This is a genomic window from Lactococcus lactis (assembly GCF_029023865.1).
In the GTDB taxonomy this organism is placed as follows: Bacteria; Bacillota; Bacilli; order Lactobacillales; family Streptococcaceae; genus Lactococcus; species Lactococcus lactis.
Genome location: NZ_CP118969.1, coordinates 1,032,279 through 1,052,073 on the forward strand (window position 1 = coordinate 1,032,279; position 19,795 = coordinate 1,052,073).

Sequence of the window (19,795 nt, forward strand, 5' to 3'; positions counted from 1 at the left end):
TGATTATCGGCCTGTTCATTACACCTTACGCAATTGGAAAGCCAAGAAGTCCAATAAGTATCGGGACTGCAACCTTTAATATATTATTTGGGATTGCGTTTCTAATCTCGTTATATTTTAAATTAATTAATTAAACAAAAAAGCCCACTGCAATGGGCTTCGGCAAGAAGTTTTCTAACTTAATTATACCACAAAAGGAGAATTTGATGAATGGCAGATAAGTTAGATAGAATTATTGGAGATTACGTTAATGGCAGACTTGAAGCCAGAATAAAATCAATTGAAAGCAGATATCTTTATAAACAAAAAGTAGATAACTTAGGCATTCGCACAGCCTATTCTGGTGGTTCGGAACCTGAAAGTCACGTCTTAAATAAAGAAGCACTTGAAAATGATGAGGAATACATCAAACTCAAAGACCTGATGTACCAATTCAGCTTGTGGTACGAACCTTTAATCAAGGAGGAAAAAGAAATAATCAAGCTAAAACACTGTGGTTACGGTGGCTTTACATGGTACAGAGTAATGATGGAACTTGATAATGAAGGTATTGAGATTTCAGAAAAGAAAGCGAAGTTTATTTACTATCGATTCAGAAAAGATATAAACCCTCATATTGGCTATTTCATTTGAAGGCATGGGTCAAATTGGGATAAAAACGACACGAAAAAGGCACGAAATTGGAGTGTTGCTCCTTATTTTTGCTGATATACTTGTATTATGAAGTAAAAGGCAAAAGCACAAATTTCGGAAAAGTAAGGTTGAATTTGCTTCATAAGCTTGTTAGGGTTCGACTCCCTGACTTGCTATTATATTTTATTACAGGTTGTCCAGTGGGCAGCCTTTTATTGTTGGAGGAATAAGATGGAAGATATAACCTTTGCCGAAAATATTAAACAGTTTAGGAAAGCAAAGTCTATGTCTATGGAAGAACTTGGTAAGAGGTTAGGTAAAGCTAAGTCGACTATATCGGCATGGGAAAATGGCAAACGGACTCCTAAGATTAATGAACTAAAATCTATATCTGAAGCTTTAGGAGTAACTATTAGCCAGCTTCTTGGTATTGGTTGAAGGGATGACTATATGAGGTTACACCGCTGTGCAAATGTAGGGTGTCGTGAATTGATACCCCTTAAACACAATTACTGCCAGAAGCATTACGATGAACGCCTAGGCAATTACATCATTCAACGGGCAGAGAGTAAAGCTAAGGCATCTCTAACTTTAAGAGGACAACGTAACCAAGCTGAACAGAACAGAGAGTATGACCAGACAAGGCGAAAGGAATTACACAATGGATTCTATCAAGACAAACGTTGGTCTAAAGTATCTGAGTACGTCAAGGCAAGAGATGGTTATGTTGATGCGATTGAAGGTAAGGTATGGGACAAGGGCGACCTGATAGCCGACCACATCATACCAAGACGATTGCTTTCAGGAATGGAACAATATAATACTGACAATTTATGGCTTCTAACTAAATCGCAGCACAATAAAAAAACTGCAATAGAAAATAAGTTATCCGACCAGCAATTAAAAAATGTTGGGCGAGATTGGTGGAAAAAAGTTTTAAAAAATAAAAAATAGCCCCCCGTCATCGCTTTTAGGAATACCGTATACCAATGGTGGCTCCCTTTCAAAAAAAGTGATTTTTGAAAACTTTTTTTCTGAAACGAAATCGCTCAACCGCAACGTTCACAAAGATAATTGACCCCGAAAAGTTATGTAGTAAAAAGGAGGAAATATGAGTATTAAAGAAATTAAAAAAATATCAGAAAGCCCTCCAACTTACCTTGGCGGGAAAGCACGATATATGTGGCAAAGAGTTGTGCCAATTCTAAACAAGCAACTTTCTGTGAATGATTTAGATAGAACGTTAATAGAATCGTTATGTGTAAATTATCAGATTTTCAGAGACTCCTATGATTCTATCAAAGAAAACGGGACACAATACTTCACAGAAAACGGACTAATTAAATCTAACACAGCAGTTGCAGATATTGATAGAGCGAGCAAAAACATCAAAGCAGCTTGTGATTCTTTGGGGATGACTCCTAAAAGCCGAAGCGATTTATTGAATTTAGCAGATGGTGAAGATGAAGAAGAAATTGATTGGACTTCTAAGTTTGGTGGTGGTTAATGGATAACTATAAAGATTTAACAGAACGTTATCCAGATGATCCAGCTTTATCTTATGCAATTGCTGTACTTAACGGCACTATAATATCAGGGGAAAAAATAAAGCAAGCCTGTAAACGCCACATTAATGATTTAAGGAGAATTGATAAAGATGATGCATTCATTTATATCTATGATTCAGAACAAGCTAAGAAAATTGTAGAATTTTCAACACTCCTGAAAGATGTAACGAGTGGCGAACCATTTGAAGCATCACCTTATCAAAAGTTTATTCTAGCTTCTGTTCAAGGGTGGCGTAATCCAGAGACAAAAGGAATGAGATTTAAAACAATCTTTATTTCAATGGCTCGGACAAATGGTAAGACTCAAGTACTTGCAACTTATGCGCTCTATAATTTCTTATTTGGTTCTCCTAAAATCAATAGACAGCTTGCAGTAAGTTCAATAGATATTGCTCACACTCATAACTTATTTAATTATATGAGGTTCAATTGGATTCAATTGAAAGATGGTGTGTTTAAAAAGCTTGCTAAAGCTTTAGATATCAACGATAATTCTCAAGTTATGGAGATAAAAAAGCAGTCTGCGGTAATGAAAAAACTTTCTGCTCAAGGAAGTCCAGCGGATTCTGACCATTATACTACTGGTATCGTTGATGAATATCATTTATTTGGTCAAAAACAACGTGATTTTATTAGCTCAATGACATCTGGTATGGTTAATAATCCATTAGCTCAGATGTTTTTTATTTCAACAGCTGGAGTTGACCCGACTGTTCCGATGTTTGAAGATTATAAGCGGTATTCTAAAATGCTTGAATCTGGTGATTGGAGTAGTTCTGAAAAAGATTTAGTTCTTATATGGGAACAAGATAGCGAAGATGAAGCTTATCTAATTGAAACATGGCCTAAGTCAAATCCATTAATGGAAATAGAGTCTATGCGCAAGAACCTTACAGAGGGGATGATTACCGAACGTGATTCATTAAACTCTCAAGGGCGCATACGTGACTTTTACGTTAAGAATATGAACTTATGGCAGAACGCAAAAAAGAACGCTTATTTGCCATTAGATTTGGTTCAAGATGCCATTGTAGATGAGTTTGATTACTTCGGCCGTGATGTCTTTATTGGTTTTGACTACTCGCAAACAAACGATGATACCTCATTAGCTTTTGTATTTCCTCATAGTGGAAGTAAATTTCATTTGTACCAACACAGCTGGATACCTATTGCGAAAGCTGGTTCTATTGAAGCCAAGGAACAAAGAGATAACATTGATTATCGTGCGGTTCAAGAAAAAGGATTCGCAACTATAACTAGAGACCGTTTTGGACTGATTGATGAAGATGAAGTTTTTAATTGGATGCTTAATTTCATAGAAAAAAACGAGTTAAAAGTAAAAGCTATTTTGTATGACCAGTGGGGAACGGGAAATTTCATTAGACGACTGGATGAAGTCAAAGAAGAATATCTTCTGATTCCAGTAAGACAAGGGATTAAGTCACTTAATGAGCCTACTAAATTCTTACAGTCTTCGTTTATTAAGCATAATATTACAATGCTTGATGACCAAGCGTTAATTCAAGGCCTAGTCAATGCAGTTACTGTTTCTGATAATAATGGGATTAAGCTTGATAAAAATGTCAATTCTCAAAAAATAGATGCTGCTGATGCTATTGTCAATGCACTTTATGAAGGACAGTTTTATTTTAATGATTTTACAAATGTAGAAGAAAAGAAAACAAATTCGCCTTTCGGAAATATGAATGACGAAGAAATCAGCGACTACTTTATTAATGGATTTAGTTTTTAAGGAGGAAAATGAAAAATTTAATTACATACTTACCAGCGCTACTTGTTTTCGTTGGTTTTTTATTTGTATCGGTTGGTGTATTCATTATTAATGTTCTGTTAGGACTAATTGTTTCAGGGCTATTGTTATTTGCCCTAGCTTATATGTATTCAAATAAAGGAGGACATACATGAGTATTTTAAACCCTTTTGAACGTAGAAGCTCAATTACACCTAATAATTATTACCCTTTTATGGTTCAAAATGGTTCGATTGTTCCTAATTCGCTTGTTGATGCAACAGAAGCACTAAAAAATAGCGATTTATATGCAGTAACTAGTTTAATTAGCTCGGATATCGCAGGTACAAGATTTACTGGTAATCAAGTGTTCACGAGCGTTCTAAACAATCCAAGCCACTTTACAAATGCTTTTAGTTTCTGGCAAACAGCTATATTAAATCTTTTGCTTAACGGGAATGTATTTCTAGCCATTTTAAAAGGTGATAATAGCTTGATGAAAGAGTTGAGGTTAATTCCTAGTAACGCCATAACAATAGATTTGACCGATAATACATTGACTTACGAAGTTAATCAATTTGATGATTATCCAAGTGCTAAATATAACGCCAGTGAAATGATACATGTAAAAATCATGGCTTATGGTGTCGATACACTCCATAACTTGGTTGGTCATTCTCCACTAGAATCTCTTACAAGCGAAATAGGACAACAGAAAGAAGCACATAGACTTTCTCTATCAACTTTAAAAGGGGCGCTTAATCCTACAAGTGTTGTCAAAGTTCCGCAAGGCACCTTATCTCCTGAAGCTAAAGACTCTATAAGAAATGAGTTCGAAAAAACAAACGGAGGAAATAATTCAGGACGTGTCATGGTTCTGGATCAATCAGCTGATTTTTCTACAGTATCCATAAATGCCGATGTTGCTAATTACCTTAATTCAATGAATTGGGGAAGAACTCAAATTGCCAAAGCTTTCGGAGTATCTGACAGTTATTTAAACGGAACAGGAGACCAACAGTCGAGTCTTGACCAAATTAAGGACCTTTATGTTAATGCTTTAAACCGATTCATTGAGCCTTTAATTTCAGAACTGAGAATCAAATGCGATTCATCGATTGGCGTTGATATGTCTCCCATTACCGACTATTCAAATTCTGTGTTTAAAGCAGATATATTGAACTGGGTAAAAGAAGGGATTATTGAGCCAACAGAAGCAAAGACTTTATTAGAAAGCAAGGGGATTATTTAGTGGAAAACATCGAATATCGTTATTTTGATTCAACAGAGTTAGAGACGAGGAGCCCTACAAATAATGATTTTATTGGGCAAATTGCAGGGTATGCCATTAAATTCAATACTCCTAGCACTGCAATGGCTCCATTTATTGAATATATCGCTCCGACGGCACTTGATAATGTCGATTTAAGCGATGTATTAGCTTTATATAACCATGATTACGCCAATGTGCTAGGCAGAGTTGATGCAGGAACTTTAAAGTTAAGCATTGATAAAGTCGGATTGCATTTTGTTTTGGATATGCCAGATACAACAGTTGGCCATGACGTTTATAACAATATTAAGGCTGGGAACCTTAAAGGTATGAGTTTTGGATTCTCTGTTGCGGACGGTGGTGATTCATGGCAACAAGGAGCAGATAGTCCAATAAGAATTATTAATCAACTTCAAACGTTGAGTGAAATAAGTGTTGTAAGCAGACCAGCTTATGATGATACAAGCGTCCAAGTTACTCGTTCAATGGACGCTTTTTTGTCGGAACGAACGAGAAAATATAAAGAAAAGGTAAAAATCTACCTAGGAGGACTCAATGAAAATTGAAAAATTAAAAAAAGATTTAGCGACTAAAACTGCTGAACTTAATACCAAAAAAGCTGAAATTCGAAGCTTTACTGAGTCAGAAGACAAAACAATTGATGAAGTCAAAGCTGGAATGACAGAAATCAAAGAAAAAGAAGATGAAATCAAAGAAATTCGCTCTAATATTGAAGTTTTGGAGCAAGCTTCAGCATTAAAAGTTGAAGAAAAAAGAGATGATTCTGATTTGGTTGCTCCTGAATTAGAAGAAAATTCAGCAGATAACGAAGAAGATGATCCAGAAAAAACTAAAACTGAAACAAAATCAGAAGCAGAAAAAGATAAAAATACTGTCAAAGATGAAGAAAAAAGAGATGCAGGAGGATTGCAAGATATGAAATTAAAAGTTGGTGGCGAAATCGCAGATAAAAAAGTGACTGCTTTTGCTGATTATTTAAAAACTGGTGAAGTTCGTGATGTTACAGGTATTGCTTTGAAAGATGGGAAAGTAATTATTCCTGAAACAATTCTCACTCCAGAAAAAGAAGTGCATCAATTCCCGCGGCTTGGCTCATTGGTTCGAACCGAATCAGTAACTACATCAACTGGTAAGCTTCCAATTTTTAATAACTCTACTGACCTATTGACTGCTCACACAGAGTATGGTCAAACAACTAAAAATGCAACTCCAGTTATTACGCCTATTCTTTGGGACTTGAAAACATATACAGGAGGCTACGTATTCTCTCAAGAATTGATTTCTGATTCGTCTTATGATTGGCAAGCTGAACTTCAATCACGATTGACTGAGCTTCGTGATAATACTGATGATTCTCTTATCATTACAGCTTTGACTGATGGAGTTAAAAAAACTTCCTCTACTGACTTACTTGGAGATATTAAGAAAGCTCTGAACGTTACTTTAAAACCTCAAGATTCTGCAGCTGCTTCGATTGTTATGTCACAATCTGCCTATAACCTCTTTGATACGGCTACTGATGCAATGGGTCGTCCTTTGTTGCAACCAAACGTTACCGCAGCAACTGGTTATACTTTGCTTGGGAAAACAGTTGTTATCGTTGATGATAAATTGTTCCCTAGTGCTAGTGCAGGGGATGTAAATATCATTGTTGCTCCGCTCAAAAAAGCAGTAATCAACTTTAAACTTACTGAAATTACTGGTCAATTCCAAGATACTTATGATATCTGGTATAAACAATTAGGCATCTTCTTGCGTCAAAACGTTGTACAAGCTCGTAAAGACTTAATTGTTAACTTGACAGGTAAGCTAAAAGAAGTAAAAGCTGTTCAATCTACAGCAGTATAAGGAGTGAATTATGGCACTAATTACAGCACAAGAATTACTTGATGAAAATCATATTGATTCAAACTATGATGAAATTGCAACTATGAATAGACTTATTCATGATGCAAGTGCCTTAATTCGTGGTTCTATTTCTGATTCAGTTACTGATGAGCAAATCATGGATAATTTACCCGACCAGTACAATAGAGCTGTTTCAGCTCTTGCAACCCGTCTATATTTCAGTAGAGATTTATCTGATGGTTACGGTATGGGTATTCAGATTATGATTAATCAAATAAGAGCTAGAATGTGTGAGGTGCTGAATGGCACAACTTAATCTAGCTGACTTTAACAAAAAAGTTCAACTAGGAGATGTTAAAACTGAAACAAATGAATATACTGGTGCTGGTTATGGCGGTTTTGTTCCGAAAATAAATGTTTGGTTTGCATCTAAAACAAGAACGTTGAGTCAATCATACCAACTCCAAGGAACTGCTCTTGAAAACTCACGTACGATTATCATACGACACAATTCATCAGCAGAAAAATTAAAGGCTGCTGTGATTGATAATGTCCAATATGATATCGTCAATTATTCGCCTGATGAAACAAGTAACATTATCAGGTACGACTATTTGACGTTGAAAAGGAGTTCATGATGGGTCAAGAACTTAATTTTGAAGAAATCATGAATAGCTTAATTGAAGAAGCAGAATCTGTCAGTACATCTCTAACGGTTGAAGATAAAGCGAAAATAACCAAGGCTGGTGCAAATGCATTCGCTAGAGGACTTGAAAAAGTCACTAAAGATAAGCATTATCGTATTCGTAAAACTGGGAAAAATCCACATCTAGCCGATAGTATTTTGGTTCAGAACACTAATATTGATGGTATTAAAGATGGAAATTCTACCGTTGGTTGGGATTACACCAAATCAAGGGTAGGTCATCTGATTGAAAACGGCACACGTTTTCCGATGTATTCCAAAAAAGGAACGAAATATAGAAAAGGGGGTCAAGTTGCAATCACATCTGACCCTTTTGTTTCTACTTATCGTGATAGCATGGAAGCTCAAGTTGCCATGTTTTCAGCGGAAGAAGAAGTTTTTTCAGAAATACTCAAAAAGAAAGGGGCAGAATGAGACCAACACAAGAAGTTTCGCAAATAGTAGGTGCTTTCCGCCCCTCTTGGTTAGTATTTGAAAATTTTATTCCCAAAGAACATGTTAATGATTTAGACAATACTCAAGTTTTACTGACAGAGTTTAAATCAGATATTACAAACTATGGGGACGGAACCTTTAATAGCGTTGTTCTGGCAGTTACTATCCAAATTTTCTACGGATTTAATCTCTCTGAAAGTATGCTTCTTGCAGAAATAGAATTGATGGAGAAACTAAAAGATAGCGGGTGGTTAACAATTTCAAGTGAACCACATTACCTAGACGTTAGTACCAATACAACAAAACAACAAACTAAAAAAAATATCACAGTTGAAAAAATTGTGGAAATTAATGAATTAAAAGGAGAATAAAATGACAATTGTAGGTTTAAAAAAAACTTATCTTGGATTAATTGATAAAAAAACAGGCAAAATTATTGCAGGTCCTGAAGGGCTAACAACAGATGGACTTTATATGTCAAATCCGAAAGATTTAGGTACAGCTTCTGCAAATATCACTAATATTGCAGCTGCTGGTACTCAAAAATTTGGAGACAACGGTCTTGTTGATGTAGTGAGTTCAAAATCATTTCCGCAAGTCGCTGCAGTTTGGAACAATCTTCCTTTTGATATTAAAGCTAAAATTAAAGGAGAAGTAAGCGACAAAAAAGGCGGATACGTTCAATCACAAGATTTGCCACAAGTTGCTTTGATTATTGAGTCAGAGTTAATTGATCGTTCACATTCAATTTTTTACGCATTCGGTAATGGGCAAATGACTGAAACTGCATTGAACATTCAAACTGACCATACAGCGCAAAACCGAGTTGAAGATGCATTGACTTATCAATCACTGGCTTTTGCGGCATGGAATAATCAAGGAATGAAAACTTTCAATTCTGCAGATTCTGGATTCGATAAAGCGGCAATGCTAAAAGAAGTTATGGGAGGATATGCTGCTAGTGGACTAGGAGTTTAATTAAACAGTGCGGGATGATTACATCCCGCTTTTTTATTTATAAAATATTGGAGAAAAACATGGAAATTAAAATCAAACAACTTAAAAAAACCGTTGAAGTCAAAGCTTCAATTAAAAATCTCAAGAAGAGTTATAAATTTGCCAAAAACATGGCCGAAGCAGAAGAAAAAATTAGTGAAGGAAACGATGAACTAGTCTTAGATTATCTTGATTCAATTATCGAATTTGTCTCTGATATCGCTAAACTCAGCAAAAAAGAAAAAGAAGAACTTGAAGAACTTGAAATGGAAGAGTTGATGGAAGTTGTTTCTTATATTGTTGCAAAATTGCAAGGTGCTTCTGATTCGGACATCAAAAAAGCCAAAGAAAATGGCGAAGTGGGTTTAGCCCAAGAGAGCGAATAATCAGCAATCATAATCACTTGTTAGAATTACAGCTATTCGAAAAAGATGTGATTCAAAATCTTCATTGGGATTTAAGCACAATTGGAGAACAGGAATATGAGGAATTGCTTGATGTCATGAGCGCAAATCCTGATAACAAAATGATGTCAGCTGAGGATTTAGCTGCTCAATGGAATTCGTTAATTTAAAAAGAAAGGAGGAATATATGGCAAAAGAAAAAATAGCTGGGACTTTGGCCACTAATATCGGAGTTAATACTACTAATGCAGTAACCAGTATTGAAAGCCTTAAAAATTCAGTTAAAGATAGCACCAATGCTTGGAAACAGATGGAATCTCAAATGAAGCTGTCAGGAGATACTCTAGGTGCTTCTAAAGCTAAGTATGAGGGTTTGTCTGATTCTTTAAGTAAACAAAAATCAGTGCTTGAGCGGCTAAAACAAGAGCAATCAGAAGTTAACCGTTCTACTTCTGATGGAGAGAAAGCTTATCAAAAATATGCTTCACAAATTACTCAAGCAGAAGTTAAGTTAACCGCCCTAAACGGTCAACAAGATAAAGCAAAACAAGCTTATGAGTACCAAAAATCAGGACTTGCAAAACTTAACGAGGAAGTTCAACATTCTAACAAGCTTACGGAAGAACGGGTAAAGCAACTCGAAGCGGAAGGAAAAACTGAAGAAGCCAACAAAGCCAAAATTGATGGATTAAAGTCAGCTCAAGAAAAATATTCTCAAATTTTAAAGATTCAAAAAACCGAATTGGAAAAACTAGGGGAATCAGGCGATAAGAACTCTAAGGCTTATAGACTTCAAGAAGTTCGTGTGGCGCAAATGTCCACAAAGGTTTCAGAAGCTACTCGAGATATAAAAAGGCTCAATGGCACTGAAATAAAACCTCGTACAGAAGGTATAGGTAAAGTAAAGAGTCAGCTTAGAAGTCTTAATGGTTTATTAGACCGTACACATAGCCATTTTAAAGATGTCTTTTTAGGGAACATCTTAGCTACCGGTGTAATCGGTGCGATTGGTGATATTAAGAGCAAATTTACTGGTGCGTTAGAAGCTGGCGTAGAGTATAACAAAGAAATGCAGAATTTATCGGTTTCTTTGAATAATTTTACAAATGGTAATCAAAAACTGAATGATTCTTTAGTTGATAATATCAAAAATTTGCGAGAAGAATCAGGATATTCCATTGATACATTAAGTCTTTTAACTAAAAAAACTTATGGATTAACAGGTTCGGCTGATGGCGCTAAAAAATTATCTGACGCTTTTGTTAATTTAGGTCGTGCAACTGGTAAATCTGATGATTCAATGCAAAACATTATCACTAAGTTTACTCAAATGAATGCAAGTGGTGAAATTACTTCTGGTTCAATTACCAAAATGGAAAAAACGCTACCTGGGTTCGCTAAAACATTATCCACGACAATGGGTGTCTCTCGCGATAAACTCAACGAATTAGCAAGCAACGGTAAAATTTCAATGTCTGATTTATCAAAGACAATTGAAAACATGAGTGCCGCTAAACCTAAAGGGCTTGAAAACTACCTCACTTCATTTGACGGATTTTCTGGTCACTTGCAAGAAAAATACCAAAGTTTATCTGGAAAAATCACAGAAGGTTTCTTTAAAACAAATAATAATTTCTTAAAAAACATGTCTAAATCTCTTGATGGAAAGGAAACGGAAAAGGCGTTTACTCATATCGGAGATAGTGCAAATAAAGCTGTCACAACTATTTCTAAAGCTTTTAGCTCCGTTTTTAAAGGAACGAAAAATCCATTAGCAGACTTTGCGAATGGACTGGCTAATAAAATTGAAAAATTAGGGAACTTTATTTCTAAACATGCCAATGATATCAAAAACTTTTTTGGTATGGTAAAAAATTTAGGCGGTACTGCATTTAAGTTAATCGGCGACACTCTAAAAACAGTTATACCGTGGCTTGAGAAGTTTGGGACTTGGGCATCAAAACATCCGAAAGACGTTAAGAAAATTGCTCTTGCAATTATAGGACTTAAAATTGCATTAAAAGGTACATTAGGCGTTTTAAAAGGTGTAGAAAAATTTAAAGAAGCTAAAAAATTAGTTTTAGGTTTTGGGAGTTCAATCAAAAAAACAGCCACTGGAATGAAACTCGCTTTTAACTTTTTAAAAACTAATCCATTTATTCTTATTATCACAGGCATTGTCGCCGTAGTCGCCGCATTTGTAGAACTATATAAGCACAATAAGAAATTCCGAAACTTCATCAATGGTATAGCTAAAGCAGTCTCAAAATGGGCTGGTAGTGTTGTTAAATGGTTCAAGAAAACATGGGACGATGTTTCTAAAGGTTTCAACAACTTCGTCAACTCATTTTCTAAAGTGTTTAACTCGCTTTTAAACGGAATAAAAAACGCATGGAATGGTGCATGGTCTTGGATTGGCAATGTATTTAATAAATATATTGATGTTTTTAAGTCAGTTTTAAAACTTTTTACTGATTTCTTTACAGGTAAATGGGGAAATCTCGGCAAGGATATCCAGAAGATATGGAATGCTTTATGGGGTTTTGTTGAGTCTATCTTTGGTAAAAAGGTTGATTCTATCAAAAAAGGTATCGAAGGTTTCGGTACTAAGATTTGGGATACATTCAACACAATTAAAACTAAAGTCAGTGATTTTTGGAAAGGAATGTGGGATGGTTTAATCCAATTCGGAAAAAATGGTATCAATTCAGTTATAGATGTAATAAACAACGGTATCGGCGGAATTAACGGTGTGATTCATACATTCGGCGGTTCTAAAAATGCAATTAGTAAAATACCTAAACTGGCGAACGGTACTAAAGGCGCACCTAAAGGAGTCGCATTAATTAACGATGCACCAGGCGAACATTACCAAGAAGCTGTTATAGACAATTCAGGTCAAATGCATGTACTGGAAGGTCGGAACAGGCTTGTAAACTTCCAAGGTGGTGAAACAGTTGTACCCGCTCACGCTATCCCTCACTTTGAAAATGGCACTCCAGATTGGTTGAGTTCTATTGGTTCGTGGGTTAAAGATAAATGGGATGGCTTAACAGAAATGATTAAGCACCCTATTAAGACTTTAACTCACTTCATGACTAATGCTATATCAGGTATTAGTGGTTCTCCTTTAGTTACTTCTATAGCACCAGCTCTTGGTAATGGATTTGTCAATGCAATCGTTGACCCAATCAAAAAGTTACTTGGTTCATTAAAGAAAAAACACGAAGATGACGGTGGCGGTTCTCAAGGTTCGCCATCTGGTTCCGGTGTTCAACGTTGGGCTGGACAAGTTAAAGAAGCACTTGCAGCTAACGGCTTGAGTACTAGCCAAGACATGATTGACCGTGTGCTTCGCCAAATCGCTTCTGAGTCAAGTGGTAATGAAAAAGCGGTCCAAGGGAACATCGGAGATATTAACAATATCACTGGTGACCTTGCTAAAGGGTTGATGCAAACAATTTCCTCAACTTTCAACGCCAATAAATTCCCTGGTCACGGTGATATTTTTAATGGTTACGATAACTTATTAGCTGCTCTTAACTATGCTAAAAAAACCTATGGCCCAAGTTTGTCATTCCTTGGAAATGGGCATGGCTATGAAAATGGTGGATTAATTAGTAGCCATGGACTATATGAAATTGGCGAAGGAAATAAGCCAGAAATGGTTATTCCTTTGTCTGTTGAAAAAAATGCAAGAGCAAATCAATTGCTTGCGGAAGCTAATCAAAGAATTAATGGGAATAGTGAGCATGTTCAAAATAATGAAATTGATAATTCAATTATTATCAATTTATTATCAAAAATATATGAATCTTTAGATGATATTAAAAATAATCCATTGATAGCCTATGCAATGATAGACGGAAAAATGGCTACAAATCTATTAGCAAAATATATGAATACTGCTCTTAAAAATGAAGAAAATAAAAATAGTTGGCTTTGGGGGAATAATAATTAATGGCGTTTAAAATTTATTACAATGGCACTGATTTGTCTAATATTGTCGATGGATTCACAGGTATCACAAGAAATATAGGAGCAGGTTGGACAAATAACTTGCAAACTAAATCTAAATTAGGCTCTGATTTTCTTCGAAATTCAATCAATTCAAAAAGCATAACTATAAATTTTGTAGTTAATGTAAAAAAAGATAGATTTACATCTGTTAGAAAAGCACTAGGAGAAATATTAAATGTAAATGAACCATGTGTTTTAATTTTTGATGATGATCCAAATAGCGTTTGGTATGCAGTGCCTGATGGCATACCAACGCTAGACGAATCATCTTTTTATCAAGCTTTTGGCACTCTCACGTTCTTAGTTCCAAGCGGCTACGCAGAATCAGTCGATACTAAAATATTGAATAATGATAACTCAGGCGGAGAAAATGGAACCATCATAAATAATGCTGATAACTCAGTTTCGGTATTGATTAATAACAATGGAACCTTGCCTATCTATCCCACAATTAAAGTCACTCCAACATCTGAAACAGGCTATTTAGCCTTTGTTGGGCAAAACGGAATCCTTGAAATTGGTAATCCAGATGAAGCAGATACAACCACCGCTAAAAGTCAAAAGCTAGTCTGTGATTTTAAAACTAAGTCTGATTTTGAAACTAACTTTGTTCCAGATACAAGCTGGACGACTTCATGGCCAACAAATCTTGATGGTATGCCATTAAATAGTACGATTGCTTGGAAAGATGATGGAATTCGAATTGGAGCAATGGCACAATCTTCGCTTTGGAACGCAGGAGTTTTAAGATATGAAGTACCTAAAGATGATTTGGGTAATTATGTTAAAGATTGGCATGCTAATTTCAATACACTATATATTCAGAAAAATCTTGAACAATGCGGCCGATTTCAAATTCATTTTGCGGATGAAAACAAACAGCCTCTTGCTTGCTTTGAAATCTATAAAGGAGGCGTTGGTGAAAATGCAAGTTTGAACTTTTGGCGGATTGGTGGAGATAAAAAATTAAAACATTTCAAAAATCATACATTTTCAGCGACAACTGGAAAACCAGATAAAAATGGGTCTCCACTTTTTGCTGCAAGTCATGGCGGACAGGCTATTGTTAAACAAGGTAACAAGATTTCTTTCTACTGGCGAGCGATGGCTGAAACTTATCTCATGGATGATGTGCCAGCATCTACCAAACTTGCTTATGTTTATATCGTGATCGGGAAAAGACGATATTATCAAATGGTAGCAGATACAAGTCTTAGATCATTTAAACTCATGAATCTAAACAATGAGTACACTGTCGATATTCCTAATAAGTACCAACCAGAAGATGAAGTAAAGGTTGATATGGAAAAATCAAAAATCACAGTTAATGACTTAGGGGCGAACTCAGACTATATCACGGGTTCAGAATTCTTTTCAATTCCTCCAGGAGCAAGCCAAAGGCTAGATATTGTGTATTCAAATTTCACAACAAGCCCGCCTAAAGTTGAAATCAAGTGGAAGGAGCGAATCTTATAATGTTAATCTCGATTCATGACCATACTTTAAAACGGGTTGGTTTTCTCAGTAATGATGACTCTGAAACGCCCGATTTTAAAGATGATAATTTTCATCGCTACTTAGCACAGGGAACCTCTACTTTTGACTTTACTGTAAACAAAATAAAAAATGGAGTGGTTCAAGATTATGTTCAACTGTTAAATGAACGAGCTTATTTCAGCTTTCAGTATGAGGGAGAGGATTTCCTTTTTGATTCTGTCATTGTCGAAGAAGATGATGACAAAATCACTTTCAATTGTCTAAGCCTAAACCTTGAAATGCGAAATGAAGAAGTGAAAGCCTTAAAAAATACAGTGAGCCATAACATTAAATGGTACTTTGACCAATTAGGCCTAATCAATTTTGCAAAAATCTCACTTGGTATTAATCAGGTTGAAAATTATACAAGGACCATTAATTATGATTCAGAAGATACTAAACTTGCTCGTTTAATTTCAGTCATTCAGAACTTTGATGCCGAATTTGAATTTGTCACAAAATTAAAAAGAGATGGAACGCTTGATAATATCACACTTAATATTTACAAGAAAAATGATGGTGGCGATGTTCAAGGAGTGGGTCAAAACAGAAATGATGTGCTTTTATCCTTTGGAGAAAATGTTACAGGGGTTAATCGAAAAGTTGAAAAGTCTCAGATATTTAATTCACTTTATGTCACTGGTAAAGATGGGTTAAGTTGGAAAAATTCTGCTTGGTCAGTCACTAATTCAGAAGGGCAAGAAGAGTTCTATAAACGAGCAGGGGAAAGTTATGCTAAAGCTCCGCTATCTGCTCAAATGTTCCCCTCACAGCTTCAATCTTCGAGCGGTGACATATTTACCAACAATAATGAATCGACTGAATATGCAACAGTCAATGCAATGTGGGGCTATGCTTTAAGTCAGTTGAAACAATATGCTTATCCATTAGTGACTTATGAAGTGACAGCCACAAGTAACTTGACAGTTTCAAGTACTGGAGACGGTATGCCGCTTCATATCGGAGATACAGTCAGAATTCAAGATAAGAATTTCATTGATTCAGATGGAAATGTTGGATTATTCTTGTCAGCACGAGTGAGTGAACTAGAAATAAGTTTCACTAATCCTACAAGTAACAAAATTATGTTTTCTAATTACATCAAGCTGAAAAGTGAAGTATCTGATGATCTAACTGCTAGAATGCAAGAAATTATCAACGCTAATACTCCTTACCGTCCTGATATCACTTCTACCAATGGCTTGCAATTTAAAAATGGAACAGGAACGACTATATTAGGCGCTCACATCTATTTTGGGTCAGATGATAAAGAAGCAACCGCAGATAGCTACGAATGGTCGAAAGATGGAACAGTTGTCGCTCCAACTCAGACTATCACAGTTGATGCCAGCGGAGTTGCGGATAAGGCAGTTTATAGCTTTAAAGCGACGGTTGCGGGTAAAGTAGTCGCTAGTCAGTCGGTTACCATCACTAATGTAGATGATGGAACAGCAGGGTCTGATGGACGTTCTATTACAAATATTGAGCAGAAGTACCGATTAACAACTTCCTCAAGCATCCCCACACAAGATTGGACTGATTCTGGTTGGTTAACTTCTCAACCTACAACAACATCTACTAATAAGTATCTTTGGTCTATCACTCGAACAACTTTCAATTTAGCACCTTTAACGCAAGATGTTATTGAACAAAAAGCAGTTTATGGTGATAAAGGCGATAAGGGAGATACTGGAAATGATGGGAGAGCAGGTAAGGACGGTGTTGGACTACGTTCAACCACAGTTACATATACTATATCTTCAAGCGGAACAGTTACCCCAACGGCTGGATGGAATTCACAAGTCCCTACTTTAGTCAAAGGGCAATATCTCTGGACGAAAACAGTTTGGAATTACTCAGACGGAACGAGTGAATCGGGATATACAGTCTCTTACATTGCGAAAGACGGAAATAACGGTCATGACGGAATTGCTGGTAAAGATGGTACTGGAATTAAGAAAACCACAATCACTTACGCAGTCGGAACATCAGGAACAACTGCTCCAGCAAGCGGTTGGAATAGCCAAGTGCCTAACGTGCCAGCGGGGCAATACCTATGGACTAAGACTGTTTGGGCTTATACGGATAAGACCAGCGAGACAGGTTATTCAGTTTCTAAATTCGGTGAAAAGGGCGATAAGGGAGACCGAGGTATTCAAGGTATTCAAGGTAATGATGGAAGTCAAGGGATTCCTGGACCTAAAGGTGCTGACGGAAAAACGCAATATACACATATCGCATACGCAAATAGTGCCGATGGTAAAACAGGCTTTTCAACTTCTGATTCTAATCGTGCCTATATCGGGATGTATGTTGATTTTAACATCAATGATTCAACCACTCCGAGCGATTACTCATGGACGCTTGTTAAAGGAGCGGATGGAACGCAAGGGACACCGGGCAAACCTGGGACAGACGGTAAGACACCGTATTTTCACACAGCATGGTCTTACAGCGCAGACGGTACGGACGGTTTCACAACTGTTTATCCGAATTTGAATTTGTTAGACGGTACTAAAGATTTTAGTGGGAATTGGACAAATGCAAGTAGTTGGGTAACTGATGGAACGTATAAAGGCTTAACTGTTAAAAAACGAACCAATCAATGGGTCGGTATTTATAAAACATTTACAGCTCCAAAAGATGGTGTTTACACATTTTCAGCTTATGTTAAAAGTTCAGGAGATACGGCAGGTATATATAGGCTTATTTTTAAAAATGGTGTAAATGTTCTCTTGCCTAACAAGTTTCTAGGAAATAACTTCGATTGGTTAAGGGATAGTTTTAGTATAACTTTGGAAGCTGGCGATGTTATGCACACTAGATACGAAATAAGTGGTTCAGCCCCAGATACAATTTTATGGACTGCTGGACATAAGTGGGAAGAAGGCTCAACCGCCACTCCACACATGCGCTCAGCTAGCGAAGTCACAACTGCCGACTGGCCTAGTTACATCGGTCAGTACACCGACTTTACGCAAGCTGACAGCACTAATCCATCTGACTACACTTGGAGTCTGATACGAGGGAATGACGGAAAAGATGGGGCAGATGGTAAAGACGGAAGAGCAGGTAAGGACGGTGTTGGAATAAAAACCACTGTTATCACTTACGCTATTTCAACAAATGGAACAACAGCACCAAATACTGGATGGACAAGTTCTGTTCCAGGTCTTATAAAAGGTCAGTATCTCTGGACGAAAACAGTATGGTCATACACGGACAACTCATCTGAAACAGGTTATTCAGTCACTTATATTTCTAAAGACGGGAACAACGGTCATGACGGAATTGCTGGTAAAGATGGTGTTGGTATTAAAACTACGACTATTACATATGCAGGCTCAACAAGTGGAACGACAGTACCGAATACTGGTTGGACTTCCACAGTTCCAACAGTTGCAGCAGGTAGTTATCTGTGGACTAAGACTGTTTGGGCTTATACTGATAATACCATTGAAACAGGATATTCAGTAGGTAAAATGGGAAACACTGGTCCTGCTGGTCCTGCTGGAAGCGACGGTAATCCTGGTAAAGTTGTATCTGATACTGAACCAACGACTCGATTCAAAGGCTTGACTTGGAAATATTCAGGTACGTCTGACCTTACCGCAAGTGATGGAACAGTTATCAAGCCTAATACGGAGTATTACTACAACGGAACTCACTGGATGATTAACTTTCTAAGTGCTAATAACATCGATGCCAATTCTATCACTGCAGAAAAAATCAATGGTACAGATTTAGAAGTGAAAAACGGGAAGTTCACAGACGGAGTTATTGAAACGAGTTGGAAAAATGGAACCGTTGCTGGGAGCACGAATATTGAAAAGGACCATTTAATAATTACCCGAACAGATTCCTCTGTTAACACAACAAACTCTATTGGTTTGGATAGCACCCAAGGACTTATCATGGTTTACACCGAGAATTCAACAGGACGAACAATATCAGTCGGTACGAATTTTCAAGGCATGTCCTTAACTGACAGCACGGGAATTTCTGCGAGTATCTCACCAGCCGGTGTCAAGTTGTCCTCCGATGTAAACTGGACTCAAATCGGAAATATCGGTGGACGTAGAGCTGAGTGGAAACGTGAAAACAATCGAGTTACGATGAATATCCACGGTGGTAACGGTGATAGGTTCCCTGTCGTCACGAGCGGCGGAACGCTTTTGGGAATACTTCCAACAAACGCTAGACCTCCAAGCGATATTTCCATGCCTGCTACTGCTCAGGGAGCTGGTGCAACCGCTCAAATTTCAATTAATTCCACGGGAGAAGTGAGGTGTTATCGCTGGGGCGGAGATTCTGTTTATTTTGGTGCTTATATTAGTTATTACGTTGAATAAAGGAGAAACAATGAAAATACTAAAATCAAACATCTTGCAGTATGTAGGAGAGACTGGAACAGCTGATATTCCAACAGGTAATATTAAAGGAAATGTTAATGAAGATGGGTCTTTCAAATTGGAAGTAACTGTTTTTAACGCAAATGAATTTTTCAGTGAGGAAACCCAAAGGATTGAACTAACAGAATTTTTCAATCAAATTTTGGATAAGTCCAAAGAAATAAGTGGTGGAGCAAGTAAAGAATAGAAAGTA

The 19,795-nt window shown here is 36.7% G+C and carries 20 protein-coding genes; all 20 read left to right on the forward strand.

From position 1 onward, the window contains the following. Positions 1–210: 210 nt before the first annotated feature. The 20 genes from PYW37_RS05280 to PYW37_RS05375 all read left to right on the forward strand — a co-directional run bounded on the left by PYW37_RS05280 (position 211) and on the right by PYW37_RS05375 (position 19,789). On the forward strand, positions 211–633 hold the full coding sequence (locus PYW37_RS05280; RefSeq protein ID WP_010905372.1) for a RinA family protein: 423 nt from the start codon (positions 211–213) through the stop codon (positions 631–633). A 231-nt stretch (positions 634–864) separates the two neighbouring features. Further along, on the forward strand, positions 865–1,071 hold the full coding sequence (locus PYW37_RS05285) for a helix-turn-helix domain-containing protein (RefSeq protein ID WP_025017211.1): 207 nt from the start codon (positions 865–867) through the stop codon (positions 1,069–1,071). A 12-nt stretch (positions 1,072–1,083) separates the two neighbouring features. Further along, complete coding sequence (locus PYW37_RS05290) at positions 1,084–1,587, forward strand: HNH endonuclease (RefSeq protein WP_025017210.1); 504 nt, start codon at positions 1,084–1,086, stop codon at positions 1,585–1,587. A gap of 157 nt (positions 1,588–1,744) precedes the next feature. Then, on the forward strand, positions 1,745–2,140 hold the full coding sequence (locus tag PYW37_RS05295) for a phage terminase small subunit P27 family (RefSeq protein ID WP_025017209.1): 396 nt from the start codon (positions 1,745–1,747) through the stop codon (positions 2,138–2,140). Then, a complete protein-coding gene (locus PYW37_RS05300) occupies positions 2,140–3,954 on the forward strand; it encodes a terminase large subunit (RefSeq protein ID WP_025017208.1) in 1,815 nt (604 codons plus the stop codon). Before PYW37_RS05295 ends, PYW37_RS05300 begins: the two co-directional genes overlap by 1 nt. Positions 3,955–3,962: 8 nt before the next feature. Then, positions 3,963–4,127: a hypothetical protein gene (locus PYW37_RS05305; protein ID WP_032943695.1), complete on the forward strand. Its 165-nt coding sequence runs from the start codon at positions 3,963–3,965 to the stop codon at positions 4,125–4,127. Beyond that, the gene (locus PYW37_RS05310; protein WP_025017207.1) at positions 4,124–5,203 is read left to right on the forward strand and encodes a phage portal protein; all 1,080 of its coding nucleotides are present in this window, start codon (positions 4,124–4,126) and stop codon (positions 5,201–5,203) included. The genes PYW37_RS05305 and PYW37_RS05310 overlap by 4 nt, the downstream gene beginning before the upstream one ends. Continuing rightward, the gene (locus PYW37_RS05315) at positions 5,203–5,790 is read left to right on the forward strand and encodes an HK97 family phage prohead protease (RefSeq protein WP_025017206.1); all 588 of its coding nucleotides are present in this window, start codon (positions 5,203–5,205) and stop codon (positions 5,788–5,790) included. The genes PYW37_RS05310 and PYW37_RS05315 overlap by 1 nt, the downstream gene beginning before the upstream one ends. Beyond that, a complete protein-coding gene (locus PYW37_RS05320) occupies positions 5,780–7,093 on the forward strand; it encodes a phage major capsid protein (RefSeq protein WP_025017205.1) in 1,314 nt (437 codons plus the stop codon). The genes PYW37_RS05315 and PYW37_RS05320 overlap by 11 nt, the downstream gene beginning before the upstream one ends. A gap of 10 nt (positions 7,094–7,103) precedes the next feature. Then, complete coding sequence (locus tag PYW37_RS05325) at positions 7,104–7,409, forward strand: head-tail connector protein (RefSeq protein ID WP_025017204.1); 306 nt, start codon at positions 7,104–7,106, stop codon at positions 7,407–7,409. Beyond that, on the forward strand, positions 7,396–7,731 hold the full coding sequence (locus tag PYW37_RS05330) for a phage head closure protein (RefSeq protein WP_025017203.1): 336 nt from the start codon (positions 7,396–7,398) through the stop codon (positions 7,729–7,731). The genes PYW37_RS05325 and PYW37_RS05330 overlap by 14 nt, the downstream gene beginning before the upstream one ends. Next, positions 7,731–8,213: an HK97 gp10 family phage protein gene (locus tag PYW37_RS05335; RefSeq protein WP_232238894.1), complete on the forward strand. Its 483-nt coding sequence runs from the start codon at positions 7,731–7,733 to the stop codon at positions 8,211–8,213. Before PYW37_RS05330 ends, PYW37_RS05335 begins: the two co-directional genes overlap by 1 nt. Next, positions 8,210–8,605, forward strand: coding sequence for a DUF806 family protein (locus PYW37_RS05340; protein WP_010905383.1), 396 nt, complete (start codon positions 8,210–8,212; stop codon positions 8,603–8,605). Before PYW37_RS05335 ends, PYW37_RS05340 begins: the two co-directional genes overlap by 4 nt. Position 8,606: 1 nt before the next feature. Then, positions 8,607–9,212 (forward strand): phage tail protein, encoded by a 606-nt coding sequence (locus tag PYW37_RS05345; RefSeq protein ID WP_025017201.1) that lies wholly within the window; start codon positions 8,607–8,609, stop codon positions 9,210–9,212. Between the two features lie 59 nt (positions 9,213–9,271). Next, positions 9,272–9,616: a phage tail tube assembly chaperone gene (locus tag PYW37_RS05350; protein ID WP_021166227.1), complete on the forward strand. Its 345-nt coding sequence runs from the start codon at positions 9,272–9,274 to the stop codon at positions 9,614–9,616. Positions 9,617–9,633: 17 nt separating this feature from the next. Next, positions 9,634–9,804 (forward strand): hypothetical protein, encoded by a 171-nt coding sequence (locus PYW37_RS05355; protein ID WP_021166226.1) that lies wholly within the window; start codon positions 9,634–9,636, stop codon positions 9,802–9,804. Between the two features lie 17 nt (positions 9,805–9,821). Further along, positions 9,822–13,595, forward strand: coding sequence for a tape measure protein (locus tag PYW37_RS05360; protein ID WP_025017200.1), 3,774 nt, complete (start codon positions 9,822–9,824; stop codon positions 13,593–13,595). Further along, complete coding sequence (locus PYW37_RS05365) at positions 13,595–15,130, forward strand: distal tail protein Dit (protein WP_059232549.1); 1,536 nt, start codon at positions 13,595–13,597, stop codon at positions 15,128–15,130. Before PYW37_RS05360 ends, PYW37_RS05365 begins: the two co-directional genes overlap by 1 nt. Then, on the forward strand, positions 15,130–19,542 hold the full coding sequence (locus PYW37_RS05370; RefSeq protein ID WP_232238893.1) for a phage tail protein: 4,413 nt from the start codon (positions 15,130–15,132) through the stop codon (positions 19,540–19,542). The genes PYW37_RS05365 and PYW37_RS05370 overlap by 1 nt, the downstream gene beginning before the upstream one ends. 10 nt (positions 19,543–19,552) lie before the next feature. Then, positions 19,553–19,789, forward strand: a complete 237-nt coding sequence (locus PYW37_RS05375) for a hypothetical protein (RefSeq protein WP_025017282.1) — start codon at positions 19,553–19,555, stop codon at positions 19,787–19,789. The last annotated feature ends 6 nt before the right edge of the window (positions 19,790–19,795 follow it).